Origin of the sequence: Ruminiclostridium cellobioparum subsp. termitidis CT1112 (genome assembly GCF_000350485.1) — a bacterium.
GTDB lineage: Bacteria > Bacillota > Clostridia > Acetivibrionales > DSM-1351 > Ruminiclostridium > Ruminiclostridium termitidis.
This window is the reverse complement of record NZ_AORV01000043.1, coordinates 55622-70825: the sequence shown is the minus strand read 5'-3', so window position 1 is coordinate 70825 and position 15204 is coordinate 55622. Positions and strand designations below refer to the sequence as shown.

The following is a 15204-nucleotide window of genomic DNA, read 5'->3' as shown; positions in this document are numbered from 1 at the left end:
TTGAAAATTATTCAATAGGTTAGTTGACTAAAGATATTAGAGACTAAGTTAAGCCGAGAAAGGCTTTGCTTGGTCTTTTTTTGTTGACTGGCAAACAAAAGTGGAATTTAACCGGAACAGCCATATGTATATGTATATCTATGTCTTTTAAGAAAATAATTCAGTTTTTAAAGAGGTGGTATTTTGTGGGAATTAATTCTTTAAATGTTTCTGTTGCAACAACAGAAGAAAAATTTGATCATTTGGTTAAGAAGCACCCCTGTTTCAGCGGTGAAGCTCACTTCAAGTACGGACGCATACACTTGCCCGTAAGTCCTACATGTAATATTCAATGCAAATTCTGTAAAAGAAGCATAAATAAAACCGAGAACAGACCGGGGGTTGCAAGTAAGGTTCTGAATCCCAGGGAAGCTTTGGATACGCTTGAAAAGGCACTCTGGCTCTGCCCCGATATAACAGTTGTAGGAATAGCCGGACCGGGGGATACTCTTGCAACCGCCGGCGCACTCGAGACCTTTGAACTGATTGATAAAAAATATCCCCAATTAATAAAATGTCTCAGCACAAATGGACTGATGCTGTACGAATACGCCGAAAGAATCACCGAGGCAGGCGTAAAGACAATTTCCGTTACTGTAAATGCCGTTGATGCTGAAATATTAAAGGATATATGTTCAGGAATATTTTACAAGGGTGAATACCTCCGAGGACGGGAAGGAGCTCAAGTCCTGATAAATAAACAGCTGGAGGGTATCAGGAAAATAAGCCGTGCAGGAGTTACCGTGAAGGTCAATACCGTTCTGATCCCGGGAATCAATTTGCAGCATATTGAAGAGATAGCTAAAGTAACTTCGGAGGCAGGTGCTTCGGTTATGAACATCATACCTTTGATCCCCCAGAATGAGCTGATCAGCCACAGAGCTCCCGATTGTAGCGAATTGAACAGTGCCAGGGTAACTGCCGAAAAATATCTTCAGGTTTTCAGGCATTGCCAGCAGTGCCGGGCCGATGCCTGCGGGATTCCAGGAAAAGGAAAGGATCTGGCCGAGCTGCTTTATGATCAGCCCTTGCAGACCTTTTCACACGGATAAGGTAAAAATTATATTTTTTATTAATATTTATAGATTTTGACATTTAAAGCAAATGTGTCTGAGTTACAGACAGGAGGTCATTATGTCTTACAGAATAGCGGTCGCCAGCAGTGATGGCAAAGTTGTAAATCAGCATTTCGGCCACAGCAGACAATTTATTATTTTTGAAATTTCCGATGGTGGAGAGTGGGATTTCAAGGAAATCAGAAACACCGTACCGCCTTGCAGCTCCAGCCAGCACAGTGAACCGGCTCTGGAGCAGGTAATAAGAGATTTGTCGGACTGCAGTGTAGTGGTGGTTTCCCAGATAGGGTACGGTGCCGAACAGGCACTGGGCAATGCCGGAATAAGGGCATATGTAATTCCCGATCTGATTTATACGGCATTGAATAAAGTTATTGCTTCACTGATTCACTCAAAGGATACAGTTAGTAAATAAATCATATTTTAAAAAATTATAACCCCAATGAATTTTAATAATTGACACACAAATTAATTTTACAGGTGTATTGGGGACAGGAGGCAAGCTTGAAAAATACATTCAGAGCATTCATCTTTCATTTCAAGCCGCAAAAAGCCTCAAGAGGCTTTTCAATACTATTTATGTCGCTGCACAGCAGCGGAACGGAGGAATTAAATGGCTAAAAAGATCAAGCAGATAGCGATTTACGGTAAAGGGGGTATAGGAAAGTCAACAACAACTTCAAATATCAGCGCGGCGCTTTCTGTAGCAGGCTACAAGGTAATGCAGTTCGGCTGCGATCCTAAAAGTGATTCCACCAATACTCTCAGAGGGGGAAATTATATACCTACCGTATTGGATACCTTGCGTGAGAAAAATTCAGTTAAGGCACATGAGGTTATATTTGAAGGCTTCAACGGAATTTACTGTGTAGAGGCCGGCGGGCCCGCACCTGGTGTGGGATGCGCGGGAAGAGGAATAATTACGGCGGTGCAGCTGTTCAAACAGCAGAATATATTTGAGGAACTGGACCTGGATTATGTTATATATGACGTTCTCGGTGATGTTGTCTGTGGAGGTTTTGCAGTCCCTATCAGGGAAGGTATTGCCGAACATGTATTTACGGTTTCCTCGGCCGATTTCATGGCAGTATATGCTGCAAATAACCTTTTCAAAGGGATACACAAATATTCAAATTCAGGCGGGGCACTGCTTGGGGGGGTTATTGCAAATTCAATAAATGCTCCCTATGCCAAAGATATTATAGATGATTTTGTAAAGCAGACAAATACCCAGGTGGTTGAATATGTGCCCCGGTCGGTTACCGTCACACAAAGTGAGCTTCAGGGAAAGACAACAATTGAAGCAGCTCCTGACTCAAAGCAGGCGCAGGTATATAAATCACTTGCGGCTAAGATTGCCGTACATGAGCAGTCAAAGGTTCCGGCACCTCTGGAGGTCTCCGACCTCAGGGCCTGGGCCGCAAAATGGGGAGATTATCTGCTGGCCCTGGAAACCGGTGAAGTGAGGACAGAAGCAGCAGGTAATCTGTAATATATTTCCCAATATATATACCAGTGTAAGTACCAGTATTTAAGGAGGTCTTGTGGGTGAGTTCAATTAATATAAAAAGTCCCGAGGTGCAGATTCGTGAAGTTCGGCTGGGTTCGATAACCGGTTATGAAGGTTCGGCCGGTGAGCTTGTTAAATGTGCAAGAACAGGAAAACTTCAGGACAGTACCAGGAGCTTCAGCCAATGTATGGGCTGCAGCTCGGGAAATGCTTTTTGCCAGCTTTCCATGATCAAGGATGCGGCCATTATCAATCATGCTCCGGTTGGCTGTTCGGGAGATTTCTTCAGTTTTAACTTTGTTTACAGGGTAGGGCAGATGGAAAGAGACCTGCCAACCGCAATGGGAAGATATTTTAACACAAACATAGAGGAGAAGGATACCATATTCGGTGCCACAGCCAAACTGAGGGAGACTGTCAGGGAGGTTTATGAGAGAGTAAGGCCCAATGCCATATTCATCACCACTTCATGTGCTTCGGCCATCATCGGTGATGATGTGGAATTTGTGGCAAACGATATGACCGAAGAGCTGGGAATACCTGTGGTAGGCTGCTACTGCGAGGGCTTCAAATCAAAAATCTGGACTACCGGCTTTGATTCGGCCTACCACTCAATAGTCAGAAAAATTGTCAAACCGCCCAGAAAGAAGACCAATAAGGTAAATATAATAAACTTTTGGGGAAGCAGGATATTTGACGACATATTGAAACCTCTTGGCTATGAAGCCAATTATGTTGTTCCCTTCTCCACCGTAGCAGACCTTGAATATATTTCCGAAGCGGCAGCTACCATACAGATATGTCCCACACTGGGAACCTATATAGGCGCAGCCCTTGAAAAGGTGTACGGTGTACCCGAAATCAAAGCTCCCCCTGCCTATGGCATACCCGGTACAGATGCATGGCTTGGAGAGCTGGGCAGGGTTCTCAACAGGGAAGCTGAAATCGAGGAATATATCAAAAAGGAGCATGCAAGGGTTTTGCCGCTTCTGGAGGAATACCGCAAAAAACTTCAGGGAAAAACCGCATATCTGACAGCAGGCGCGGCTCACGGCCATGCTCTGATAGCACTTTTGAGGGAACTTGGGTTTCAGGTTCAGGGGGCTGCCATATTCCATCATGATCCCATATATGACAATGATGATCCCACCTCCGATGCTCTGGCCCATGATGTCAATACCTATGGAGACGTTCATAACTACAATGTTTGTAACAAGCAGGCTTACGAACTTGTTAACATACTGAACAGAGTACGTCCCGACATAATGATAGCAAGACATGGGGGAATGACGCTCTGGGGAGCAAAGCTGGGAGTACCGACGCTTTTGATAGGTGATGAACAGTTTGGCTTCGGATACCAGGGAGTTCTGAACTATGCCGAAAGAATACTTGAAACACTTGATAATAAAGAATTTGTGACAAATCTTGCAAAGCACAGCTCCATGCCGTATACGAAGTGGTGGCTGGAGCAGGATCCATTCTCTTTCCTGGGAGGTAATGTTGATGTTGAAGTTTATTGAGCAGCCCAGATATTCCTGTGCCATAGGAGCACAACAAACCGTTGTTGCCATAAAAAGAGGGGTACCCATATTGCATGCAGGCCCCGGCTGCAGTTCCAAGGTAAGCAGCCTTATCGGCCAGGGAGAGGGCTATGCGGGAGGAAATACCATTCCCTGCACAAACGCCGGCGAAGCCGAGGTGGTGTACGGTGGTGAAGGAAGGCTCAGGAATGTCGTTGACGGTGCTTTCAAGGTCATAGATGCCGATCTGTATGTTATACTCACAGGCTGTACCTCAGATATAGTAGGGGATGATGTGGGCAGGGTCACAGGTGAGTACCAGGCACAGGGCAGACCCATTGTCTATGCTGAGACCGGCGGCTTCAAAAGCAATAACTATGTCAGCCATGAGGCAGTTGTAAATGCCATCATAGACCAATATGTAGATGTTCACAACAAGGGCGGAAATATTCAAAAAGGTCTTGTAAATGTATTTGCCACCGTTCCTTACCAGGATCCCTACTGGAATGGAAATCTGGAAGAAATCAAGCGTATTCTTGAGGGAATAGGCTTGAAGGTAAACATACTTTTCGGAAATGGATCGGGGGGCGTGGAGGAATGGAAAACCATTCCCGATGCCGAGTTCAATATTTTAATCAACACCTGGACCGGGCTTGGAATAGTAAAGCATCTCCAGGAAAAATACCGAACGCCGTATGTACATTTCCCATATCTTCCCATAGGCGGAATAGAGACAACCAGATTTTTAAAACAGGTCGCCGGCTTTGGGAAGCTGGACAGCAAAAAAGTTGAAGCCTTTATTCAAAAGGAAGAGGAGAAATATTATTCCTTTATTGAGAGAACCGCCGACTTCATGCTTGAATTCAGATATGGCATACCCAGAAGGTTTTATACCATATTGGATGCTGCCTATTCCATAGGTTTCTCAAAATTTCTTTTAAATGAACTTGGTATTATTCCGGCAAAACAATATGTGATAGACGATACACCTGAGGAATTCAGGGAGGAAATAAAAAAGCTGTTTGCGGGGATTTCGGATTTAAGATCCGCCGAAGTGGCGTTTTCCATAGACGGCGGGGTCATACAGCAGGAAATCAGGGAAGAGCCCCAGAAAAACAGGGCCATAATACTGGGAAGCGGCTGGGAAAGAGATCTCGCCAGCGATATCAAGGCCGACCTGCTTATAATCAGTGCTCCCGTAACCTACAGGCTGGTGCTTAACTGCGGGTATGCAGGGTATAATGGCGGCTTGAGAACAATTGAAGACATATATGACAGAGTGCTGAATACGTACAGATAGAGGTTAGCATGGGGATCAGTTTCATATCAATAGAAGATTTGTATAAGACGTTTAAAAACGCGGATGGAAATGTAGAAGTATTAAAAGGTATCAATCTTGAGCTTGAGCAAGGCGATATTTTTGGAATTGTGGGTTTCAGCGGAGCCGGAAAGTCAACGCTTATAAGATGTCTGAACCGGCTTGAAAAACCCGATTGCGGCAGGATAAGGATTGGAGAGCATGAAATTACGGCACTGTACAAAAAAAGAGCTGAATCATCACCGCCAAAAAATCGGAATGATCTTTCAGCACTTCAATCTCTTTGATTCCCGGACTGTTTTCGGAAATGTAGCCTACCCGCTTGAAATTGCCGGCTGTGATAAAAGGCATATCAGAAACAGGGTGGAGGAAATTCTGGAGCTTGTGGAACTAAGTGACAAAATAAACTGTCAAATAGGACAGCTGAGCGGGGGACAGAAGCAGAGAGTGGGAATTGCCAGGGCTCTTGCCAACAATCCGGATGTACTGCTGAGCGATGAAGCAACCTCGGCCCTTGACCCCCAGACAACTCTTTCGGTGCTTGATCTCCTGAAGGATATAAACAGAAAGCTGGGTCTCACCATAATTTTGATAACCCATGAACTGGAGGTTATAAAATATTCCTGCAACAATATGGCTGTACTGGAAAGCGGAGTTATAGTCGAACAGGGAGCTGTCCGGGACATATTTCAAAATCCCAGAAGTGACACGGCAAAGCTGTTTGTCAAAATAAATGCGGAATTTGCCGCAAACCAGTGGGTAAAGGAGGGTGAGTATATATGAATCTGAATAACAGCAGTATTTTTGAAGTTATCAGAAGTGCATTCGGAAAAGATGTATGGCAGATTGTAGCACCTGCTATAAAAGACACACTGTATATGACAGTCCTGACTACCGTCTTTACCCTCCTCCTGGGCGTTATTCTGGGAATAGTCCTCGTTGTTACGGATAAGCAGGGAATACATCCCCTCCCAATATTCAACAGAGTGCTGGGAGCCATTGTCAATGTACTGAGATCACTTCCCTCCATGATACTTATAATACTTACACTGCCGCTTTCCAGATTTTTTATCGGCAGAGCCTATGGGCCCGAAGCATGTATACTGGCTTTGGTCGCAAGCTGTGTTCCCATGTTCGGGAGGCTTGTGGAAAGCAGCATACTGGAGGTTGCAAAAGGCAAAATAGAGGCTGCCAAAGCTATGGGCACTCCGAACATTTATATAATAACCAAAGTCCTAATACCGGAGGCATTACCTTCACTGATCAGAGCTTTCACTGTGGCAATTATCGCCATAATTGCCACAACTGCTCTGGCAGGCTCCTTCGGAGCAGGCGGTCTGGGAGATGTGGCAGTAAGGTTCGGCTATTCCAGGTTCAAGACAGATATACTTATCGCTGCGGTGCTGGTGCTTATAATAATCGTTCAGCTTGTTCAGTTTCTTGGGGATACACTTTCAAAACATATCATAAAGAAAAGATTTCTGATGTAAAGAAAATTGCTGATTAATAAGTTAAAACAATTTATACAAAACGAAAGGACGATCAATTTTATGAAAAAGAAATTTTTATCAGTTATCATAGGAGTTATATCAATTTTAATGGTGGTTTCAGGCTGCGGAAAGTCGGATACTGCGGCTGGCCGAAGTGCTGCTGCCGGGCAGACCCTGTCAAAGGCCAATCCGGTTACCCTGAAGGTGCTGGCCGACCAGGTACCGCATTCCGAACTGCTGAACTTTGTGAAACCCAAGCTTGCCGAACAGGGAGTGAATCTTGAAATCACAATTTTACAGAATGACCACGGCAATGAAGATACCGATAATGGAGAATTTGACGTTAATTTTTTCCAGCATCAGCCCTACCTTGATTCACTAAAAAAAGAAAAGGGTTATGACCTGGCAAATGCAGGAAATATACATGTTGAGCCAATTGGTCTCTACTCTGTAAAATATAAAACAAAGGAAGAAATTCCTGAGGGTGCCGTAATAGGTATACCAAACGATGTGACAAATGAGTACAGGGCACTGAAAATTCTTGAAACAAACGGTTTCATCAAATTAAAGAGCGATTTGCCGGAGCATTCGGCCACGGTAAAGGACATAGCAGAGTACACAAAGAAAATTGAAATCAAGGAAATTGATTCGGCTCAACTGATAAGATTGAAGGATGATTTTGACGGCTACATAACCAATACCAATAAAATACTTGAAGCCGGCATTGATGCAAACTCTGCCCTATTCAGAGAGGGCAAGGATTCTCCCTATGCAAATATACTTGTTACCAAAAGCAGCAGAGTCAATGAGCCTGCTATAGAAGCATTAAAAAATGCATTAACAACAGAAGAGGTTCGCAAGTTCATCGAGGAAAAATATAAAGGCGCAGTAATACCGGCGTTTTAGGAAGGCATAGGTAGTTAAATGGGTCAAAGAGTTGCGGTAGCAAGCAGTGACGGTGTAAATATAGACCTTCACTTTGCAAGGGCATCCAGTTTTTATATATATGATATAAATGAGGACGGTTTTGAATATATTGAGAACAGAAAGCAGAGGGCTGCCAATAAGCATGATGAAGATGGATTTGCAGGAACTTTAAAGCTTATTGAAGACTGCCGGTCAATAATAGTAGGCCAGATAGGTATGGGAGCATTGTCCTTTGTCAACAAAAAAGGTTTCAGAGTTTTTGAAGCACCATATTCTGTTTCCGAGGTTTTGAAGAAGTTTGTTGAAAAAAATATTTTGAAGGAGGGCTAAAACATATGGAAAGTGAAATGTTAACTGAATCACACATGCAAAGCAATTTTAACACTTTGTTAATACACGGGGGAATAGACGGGGATGAAAGAACGGGCGCAGTAAGTGTGCCCATTTATCAAACCTCCACCTACAGGCAGATTGAACTGGGACAGCATAAGGGATATGAATATTCGAGAACGGGAAATCCCACAAGGGAAGCACTTGAAGCACTTATCAACCAGCTTGAGGGAGGAGAAGCCGGCTTTGCCTTTGCCTCGGGAATGGCAGCAATCACAGCTGTGCTGCTTTTGCTGAAAAGCGGTGATAGGGTTATCATTTCAAATAATGTATATGGGGGCACCTTCAGGGTTTTGGACAAGGTTTTTAAAAACTTCGGCCTAGAATATGAAATCGCCGATACTTCAAACATTGACGAGGTGGAGAGCAAAGTGGTTCCGGGAGTTGCAGCAGTAATCGTGGAAAGTCCGGCAAATCCTTTGCTGACAATAACCGATATCGGGAAAGTAGCCGGGATTGCCCGGAAAAACAGGGCGCTCACCATTGTTGACAACACCTTTATGACTCCGTATCTGCAAAGGCCCCTGGAGCTTGGAGCAGATATTGTAATCCACAGTGCTACCAAATATCTTGGAGGGCACAGTGATGTAATTGCCGGTCTTGTGGTTGTCAAGGACAGTGAGACCGCTGCACGTCTGAAATTCCTTCAAAATGCAACCGGCGGAGTATTGCCGCCCTTTGATTCCTGGCTGCTGCTGAGAGGAATCAAAACACTGGCAGTGAGATTGGACAGACACATTGAAAATTCCAGGCATGTTGTGGATTTTCTTAAAAATCATGAAGGTGTGACAAAAATATATTATCCGGGGCTTGAGGTTTCGGAAGGCTATGAAATACACAAAAAACAGGCATACGGCCCGGGAGCAATGATCTCTTTCGTTTTATCCGAAGACTATGATATAAAGCTGTTTTTTAAGAATGTCAGTCTGATTACTCTCGGAGAGAGCCTGGGAGGAGTTGAATCACTTGTAAGCCATCCCGCAAGCATGACCCATGCCTCCATCCCGTACGAAATCAGACAGAAGGTAGGGATTGTCGACAACTTGATTCGTCTGTCGGTTGGTATTGAAGATAAGGAAGCCATAATAAATGACCTCGGTAATGCTTTTAACAAGGCGAAACGAAAATAATAGGAGCATCTGTTATAACTATCAACTTGTTAAAGCATAAAAGGAGGTCCATATGAAATATTACAATGACATTCGCGAGCTTATTGGAAATACCCCTGTTCTAAGACTGAACAATATGGGAATAAAGGAATCGGTAAAAGTTTTTGCAAAGCTGGAACTGTTCAATCCCGGGGGAAGTGTAAAGGACAGGATGGGGACGGCATTGATCGAGGATGCCGAGAAAAATGGAATACTGAAGGAAGGCTCCACAATTCTTGAGGCCACTGCCGGAAATGCCGGTATAGGTATAGCTCTGGCTGCATTAAACAAAGGATATAGAATCATATTTGCCGTTCCTGAAAAATTTTCTCAGGAAAAACTGACCATTATGAAGGCTCTTGGGGCTGAAATCGTACAGACACCTCTTGAAAAGGGGATGAGCGGGGCTTTTGAAAAGGTTCAGGAACTGCTTGAGACCGTTGAAAACTCTGTGTGTCTGAGCCAGTTCACCAACCAGGCTAATCCCAGAATCCATTATTATACCACCGGCCCGGAAATATACAGGGATCTGGATGGAAAAATAGATTATATAGTGGCAGGAGCAGGCAGCGGCGGAACTATTTCAGGTGTTTTGAAATATATAAAAGAGAGAAACGGCAATGTAAAAGGTGTGCTGGCCGATCCTGTGGGTTCCACCATGGGCGGAGGCCTGCCGGGGTGTTACAGTATAGAGGGGATAGGGAATACCTTTATGCCTGAAACCATGGACAATACATTGATAGATGAAGTAATAAAGGTCAATGATTCACAGGCTTTACAGGAGGTCAGGCAGGTGGCGGAAAAAGAAGGACTGCTGGTCGGAACCTCCTCCGGAGCAGCACTGTATGCAGCCAGAGTTATCTCCCAGCGGGTTGAGAATGTCAGCATGGTGGTGATTTTTCCCGACAGGGGCGACAGGTATATAAGCAAGAATATATTTTAGAAAAATGATTTTATTTTTAATAGGGATTTATCAATATGAATTTTAATGCGTTGTGCAGATTTAACCGACTCTCAGCTTTGTGTGCCTTCATTGCTTGACGTTAGTGCGGAAGTACCAGTATAATTCCAAACAATTTTTCCTGGAAAGTTGATCGACAAACCAGACAACGTATTAAATTAACCAAATTTTTAAAAAATAAATGTCGACTGGAAAGCCAGAGACTGTATTTATTTACAGTCTCTATTTTTTATAAAAAAATGAAAGAGGTGTATGTATGGAAATTTCAGATTTGAGTTTTGATACCTTAAAGGTGAGAGCGGGCTATGATCCAAAGGAGCATAATTATTCGGTAGCAGTTCCGGTATACCAGACAGCTTCCTTTGATCTGGGAGATACCGACAGGGCAGGAAGGCTGTTCAGCTTTTCAGAGTTCGGATATCTCTATACACGTGTAGGCAACCCTACTGTTGACGTCCTGGAAAAAAGGATTGCAGCGCTGGACGGTGCATCGGCGGCAATAGCCGTAGGGTCCGGTATGGCCGCAGTTACCTATTCACTGTTTAATGTAGCTGAGGGCGGAGGAAGAATACTGACTACGGCACAGGTATACGGGGGTACCTTCGACAGCTTCAAGAAGATCTATCCCAATTTCAACATTGAAATCGACCAGGTAAGTGATATTGACCATCTTGAGGAATGGCGCAGTAAAATAAAACCCGACACAAAAGCCCTGTTTGTTGAAACAATAAGCAACCCCAATGCGACAATTGCAGATATTGAAGCCCTTGCCGCTATAGCACATGAAAATGATATTCCTCTAATTGTAGACAATACCTTTGCAACACCCTATCTGCTGAACCCCATTAAATATGGAGCGGATATAGTAGTTTATTCTGCCACAAAGGCACTTAACGGGCATGGCAATGCCATAGCCGGATTGATTCTGGAAAGCGGGAAATTCAACTGGGCCAATGGGAAGTTTCCGCAGTTTACCGCACCTGTTTACCTGTTCAGGGATTCAAGCGGAAATGAAAGAAGCTTCCTGGAGGCTTTTGGCACGGCAGCCTTTACTACCAGAGTGAGAATAAATTACCTGGCCTATTTTGGAGCAGCCCTTGGGCCTTTTGATGCATATCTGGCTCTGTTGGGACTTGAAACCCTGTCGGAAAGGGTACAGAAGCAGGTTTCAAATGCTGAAAAAATAATCAGATTTCTTGAGACAAGGGAAGAAGTAGCATGGATAAACCACCCTGCTGCAAAAGGCAGCAAATATAAAAGTCTGGCAAAAAAGTACCTTCCAAAGGGGGCAGGATCAATATTCACATTTGGCTTAAAAGCTTCCGAGGAACAGATAAAAACCTTTATAGATTCTGCGACGATTTTCAGTTATCACGCTAATGTGGGGGATGCGAGATCACTGATAATTAATTCACCTAAAACCACTCATGGAGAACTGACACCCGAGGAGCAAAAATTTGCAAAAATTCCTCCCGAAACCATCAGACTGTCCATCGGAATTGAGGACCCGGATGATTTGATAAGAGATCTGGAAAATGCGTTCGGTAATGCCTTTTCAAATAAATCCGAGGATGTTGCCTGATCTGATTTTTGCTTTAGCGAAATAATTCAATAAACTATTGACAGACTTTTAACCACATGTTAATATTTCAATAACTTATTAAACATATAAGAATGATATGAATAATTTGACGCTGTATTGTTAGGTTATTATTTTTTTAGATGATAACATATTAATGCTATATGAATACTAATATAAAATAATAAGCTATGTTTAAACAGTATGGCAGAAAATAGCGGTCTTAAAATGTGAAAGTTATTGCTTAATCATGCCTAAATAGAAAAGGAGAGAACAGTTATGGCAAAAAGAAAGTTGACAAGGGTTGCATTGGTGATTTTAAGTCTGATATTATCTACATCGGTTTTGGCCGGCTGCGGAGACAGCTCAAATACTGCATCAGCATCATCGGCATCCGGTAATGCGGCAGCTGTAAGCAGTGCCGACAGCAGTAAACCGGTCACACTATTAAATGTTTCCTACGACCCCACCCGTGAATTATACCAGGCATACAATGAAGCGTTCGTTAAATACTGGAAGGATAAAACGGGACAGGATGTCACAGTCCAACAGTCTCACGGCGGATCAGGGAGTCAGGCCAGAACGGTTATTGACGGAAATGAAGCGGATGTGGTCACACTGGCGCTGGCATATGATATTGATTCCATCAATACCAACAAAGAACTGATAAACAAGGAATGGCAAAAGCGTCTGCCAAACAATTCAACACCTTATACTTCAACCATAGTATTCCTTGTCAGAAAAGGAAACCCAAAAAATATAAAAGACTGGGATGACCTTGTCAAGCCGGGAATCCAGGTAATAACTCCCAACCCAAAAACCTCGGGAGGGGCACGCTGGAACTATCTTGCAGCCTGGGGATATTCCCTGAAACAGAACAATAATGATCAGGAGAAGGCAAAGGAATTTGTAAAAGCTCTCTTTGCAAATGTTCCGGTACTGGATTCAGGAGCGCGGGGTGCCACTACCACCTTTGTTGAACGCGGACTTGGCGATGTTCTGATTGCCTGGGAAAACGAAGCTTTTCTCTCAATAAATGAGCTTGGAAAAGACAAATTTGAAATAGTTGTTCCATCTGTAAGCATACTTGCCGAACCGCCGGTTTCTGTAGTTGATTCAGTAGTTGATAAAAAGGGAACCAGAAAGGTTGCCGAAGCATATCTGGAATACCTATACAGCGATGAGGGACAGGAAATCGCTGCAAAAAACTATTACAGACCGAGAAATGAAACCATAGCAAAGAAGTATGAAAATCAGTTCCCTCAGATAAATTTATTTACCATCGATGAAGAGTTTGGAGGCTGGACAAAGGCACAGAAAGAGCACTTCGATGATGGCGGAGTATTTGATCAGATTTACGTTAAAAAATAAAAATCAGAGGTGAATTCATGAATCTGGCAGTTAAACCGTTGAAATTTCGGCAGCAAAGCGTAATACCCGGATTTGGGCTGACCATGGGAGTGACACTTTTTTACATAACCCTGCTGGTAATGATTCCTGTTTCCATGGTATTTATCAACAGCTCCAGCCTTGGACTGAGAAGCTTCTGGGAAATAGCCACCAGCGAAAGAGTACTTGCATCCCTGAAGATATCCTTTGGTACTTCATTTCTGGCAGCACTTGTAAATGCCGTTTTCGGTCTTTTACTGGCCTGGGTACTGGAAAGATACACTTTCCCCGGCAAAAAGATTATAGATGGTTTGATAGATTTACCCTTTGCCCTGCCCACGGCTGTTGCAGGTATATCTCTGACAACCCTGTATTCTCCCAACGGGTGGATAGGCAGACTCTTTGAACCGCTGGGTATAAAAATCTCCTATACACCGCTGGGAATAACCATTGCTTTGGTATTCATAAGCTTTCCCTTTGTAGTCAGAACAGTCCAGCCGGTTTTGCACGGCATTGATACCGAAGTTGAGGAGGCTGCAGCCTGTCTTGGTGCAAGCAGATTCCAGGCCTTTCGGAAAATAATTATTCCGGAGCTGATGCCGGCGTTGATTACGGGTTTTGCACTTTCCTTTGCCAGAGCTCTGGGTGAGTACGGTTCGGTAGTCTTCATATCAGGGAATATGCCCATGAAAACCGAAATAACTCCTCTGTTGATCAGAACAAAGCTTGAACAGTATGATTATGCCGGAGGAACAGCCGTTGCTGCCATTATGCTCATTATCTCGTTTCTGATGCTTTTGGTTATAAATCTGTTTCAATTGTGGGCAAGTAACAGGCACAAGACTTGATAAATTTGTTTGAAGGACTCAGGCTGCTAATTATTTATTTTTGAATATGGAGGTCCCATGTCAGGTAGTATTCCTATAAATTTACAAACTTCAAATAAGCCCGGGCAGGAGAAAAAAGCTTCCGGGGATTCAAAGGCTGTTCGAATAGTGCTGACAGCAATCGCATTACTATTCTTCACCGTTATGCTGCTGATACCTCTCATATCGGTTTTTGTAAAAGCCTTTGAACAGGGGGCGGGGGTCTACTTTGCCGCTATAAATGATCCCATTGCTCTGGCAGCTATAAAACTCACCTTGCTCACAATTGCAATTGTTGTACCGGTAAATACAGTATTCGGATTGGTAGCGGCATGGGCTGTTGCAAAGTTTAAGTTCAAGGGCAAAAATCTGCTGGTAACCATAATAGATTTGCCCTTTGCCATATCACCGGTGGTTGCGGGTTTGATATTCGTACTGTTGTTCAGTACCAGTCATGGCATTCTGGCCGGCCTTTTGAATGAACTTGGCTTAAAGATAATTTTTGCACCACCCGGAATCATTCTTGCAACATTATTTGTCACTCTGCCTTTTGTTGCGAGAGAGCTGATACCCCTCATGGAATCCCAGGGAACGGCGGAGGAAGAGGCTGCACTGACACTGGGAGCCAGCGGCTTTAAGACCTTTTGGCTCATAACTCTGCCAAACATCAAGTGGGCGCTGCTATACGGCGTAATGCTGACTGCTGCAAGAGCTGCAGGCGAATTCGGAGCTGTTTCGGTTGTATCCGGACATATCAGAGGCCTGACCAATACAGTACCACTTCATGTTGAGATCCTGTATAACGAGTATAAATTTTCGGCAGCTTTTGCGGTAGCATCACTTTTGACTGTTATAGCCATTATCAATTTGATTATTAAGAATATTTCGGACTGGAAAATCAAACAGCAGTTTAAATAAATGGCCAATTAACCTCCTTTATTCGCCTTATAGCGGTAGAGGAGCAAGCAAAAATTTTATTATTATTTTGTGA

14 protein-coding genes and 1 pseudogene are annotated in these 15204 nt (G+C 43.6%); all 15 read left to right on the top strand.

Translation table 11 applies throughout. The features are described from left to right. Positions 1-185 precede the first annotated feature (185 nt). Positions 186-1091 (top strand): radical SAM protein, encoded by a 906-nt coding sequence (locus tag CTER_RS16030; protein WP_004627182.1) that lies wholly within the window; start codon positions 186-188, stop codon positions 1089-1091. 82 nt (positions 1092-1173) lie between these two features. Then, a complete protein-coding gene (locus tag CTER_RS16025) occupies positions 1174-1530 on the top strand; it encodes a NifB/NifX family molybdenum-iron cluster-binding protein (RefSeq protein ID WP_004627161.1) in 357 nt (118 codons plus the stop codon). 198 nt (positions 1531-1728) lie between these two features. Beyond that, the gene (nifH, locus tag CTER_RS16020; protein WP_004627179.1) at positions 1729-2607 is read left to right on the top strand and encodes a nitrogenase iron protein; all 879 of its coding nucleotides are present in this window, start codon (positions 1729-1731) and stop codon (positions 2605-2607) included. A 56-nt stretch (positions 2608-2663) separates the two neighbouring features. Next, positions 2664-4145, top strand: coding sequence for a nitrogenase component 1 (locus CTER_RS16015; RefSeq protein ID WP_004627033.1), 1482 nt, complete (start codon positions 2664-2666; stop codon positions 4143-4145). Continuing rightward, complete coding sequence (locus CTER_RS16010) at positions 4129-5445, top strand: nitrogenase component 1 (RefSeq protein ID WP_004627156.1); 1317 nt, start codon at positions 4129-4131, stop codon at positions 5443-5445. Before CTER_RS16015 ends, CTER_RS16010 begins: the two co-directional genes overlap by 17 nt. An 8-nt stretch (positions 5446-5453) precedes the next feature. After that, positions 5454-6246: pseudogene (locus tag CTER_RS16005) on the top strand (methionine ABC transporter ATP-binding protein). Continuing rightward, on the top strand, positions 6243-6953 hold the full coding sequence (locus CTER_RS16000; RefSeq protein WP_004627132.1) for a methionine ABC transporter permease: 711 nt from the start codon (positions 6243-6245) through the stop codon (positions 6951-6953). Before CTER_RS16005 ends, CTER_RS16000 begins: the two are co-directional and overlap by 4 nt. 60 nt (positions 6954-7013) lie before the next feature. Beyond that, complete coding sequence (locus CTER_RS15995; protein WP_004627110.1) at positions 7014-7859, top strand: MetQ/NlpA family ABC transporter substrate-binding protein; 846 nt, start codon at positions 7014-7016, stop codon at positions 7857-7859. An 18-nt stretch (positions 7860-7877) separates the two neighbouring features. Continuing rightward, positions 7878-8210, top strand: a complete 333-nt coding sequence (locus CTER_RS15990) for a NifB/NifX family molybdenum-iron cluster-binding protein (protein ID WP_004627136.1) — start codon at positions 7878-7880, stop codon at positions 8208-8210. Positions 8211-8215: 5 nt separating this feature from the next. Then, complete coding sequence (locus CTER_RS15985; protein ID WP_004627150.1) at positions 8216-9400, top strand: trans-sulfuration enzyme family protein; 1185 nt, start codon at positions 8216-8218, stop codon at positions 9398-9400. 52 nt (positions 9401-9452) lie between these two features. Beyond that, the gene (locus tag CTER_RS15980) at positions 9453-10361 is read left to right on the top strand and encodes a PLP-dependent cysteine synthase family protein (protein WP_004627070.1); all 909 of its coding nucleotides are present in this window, start codon (positions 9453-9455) and stop codon (positions 10359-10361) included. A 274-nt stretch (positions 10362-10635) separates the two neighbouring features. Further along, positions 10636-11961 carry an O-acetylhomoserine aminocarboxypropyltransferase/cysteine synthase family protein gene (locus CTER_RS15975; RefSeq protein WP_004627076.1) on the top strand — a complete coding sequence of 442 codons (1326 nt, stop codon included), beginning with the start codon at positions 10636-10638 and terminating at the stop codon, positions 11959-11961. A 276-nt stretch (positions 11962-12237) separates the two neighbouring features. Then, positions 12238-13329, top strand: a complete 1092-nt coding sequence (locus CTER_RS15970) for a sulfate ABC transporter substrate-binding protein (protein WP_004627042.1) — start codon at positions 12238-12240, stop codon at positions 13327-13329. Between the two features lie 17 nt (positions 13330-13346). Then, positions 13347-14195: a sulfate ABC transporter permease subunit CysT gene (cysT, locus tag CTER_RS15965; RefSeq protein WP_004627141.1), complete on the top strand. Its 849-nt coding sequence runs from the start codon at positions 13347-13349 to the stop codon at positions 14193-14195. 57 nt (positions 14196-14252) lie between these two features. Then, entirely contained in the window at positions 14253-15131 is an 879-nt protein-coding gene (gene cysW, locus CTER_RS15960; protein ID WP_004627167.1) for a sulfate ABC transporter permease subunit CysW, read from the top strand. Positions 15132-15204: the final 73 nt, after the last annotated feature.

What these genes read in the sequence shown, in the direction of transcription:
- CTER_RS16025 (WP_004627161.1), top strand. Translation starts at nt 1,174, where the DNA reads ATGTCTTACAGAATAGCGGTCGCCAGCAGTGATGGCAAAGTTGTAAAT.
- nifH (WP_004627179.1), top strand. Translation starts at nt 1,729, where the DNA reads ATGGCTAAAAAGATCAAGCAGATAGCGATTTACGGTAAAGGGGGTATA.
- CTER_RS16010 (WP_004627156.1), top strand. Translation starts at nt 4,129, where the DNA reads ATGTTGAAGTTTATTGAGCAGCCCAGATATTCCTGTGCCATAGGAGCA.
- CTER_RS16000 (WP_004627132.1), top strand. Translation starts at nt 6,243, where the DNA reads ATGAATCTGAATAACAGCAGTATTTTTGAAGTTATCAGAAGTGCATTC.
- CTER_RS15995 (WP_004627110.1), top strand. Translation starts at nt 7,014, where the DNA reads ATGAAAAAGAAATTTTTATCAGTTATCATAGGAGTTATATCAATTTTA.
- CTER_RS15990 (WP_004627136.1), top strand. Translation starts at nt 7,878, where the DNA reads ATGGGTCAAAGAGTTGCGGTAGCAAGCAGTGACGGTGTAAATATAGAC.
- CTER_RS15985 (WP_004627150.1), top strand. Translation starts at nt 8,216, where the DNA reads ATGGAAAGTGAAATGTTAACTGAATCACACATGCAAAGCAATTTTAAC.
- CTER_RS15980 (WP_004627070.1), top strand. Translation starts at nt 9,453, where the DNA reads ATGAAATATTACAATGACATTCGCGAGCTTATTGGAAATACCCCTGTT.
- CTER_RS15975 (WP_004627076.1), top strand. Translation starts at nt 10,636, where the DNA reads ATGGAAATTTCAGATTTGAGTTTTGATACCTTAAAGGTGAGAGCGGGC.
- CTER_RS15970 (WP_004627042.1), top strand. Translation starts at nt 12,238, where the DNA reads ATGGCAAAAAGAAAGTTGACAAGGGTTGCATTGGTGATTTTAAGTCTG.
- cysT (WP_004627141.1), top strand. Translation starts at nt 13,347, where the DNA reads ATGAATCTGGCAGTTAAACCGTTGAAATTTCGGCAGCAAAGCGTAATA.
- cysW (WP_004627167.1), top strand. Translation starts at nt 14,253, where the DNA reads ATGTCAGGTAGTATTCCTATAAATTTACAAACTTCAAATAAGCCCGGG.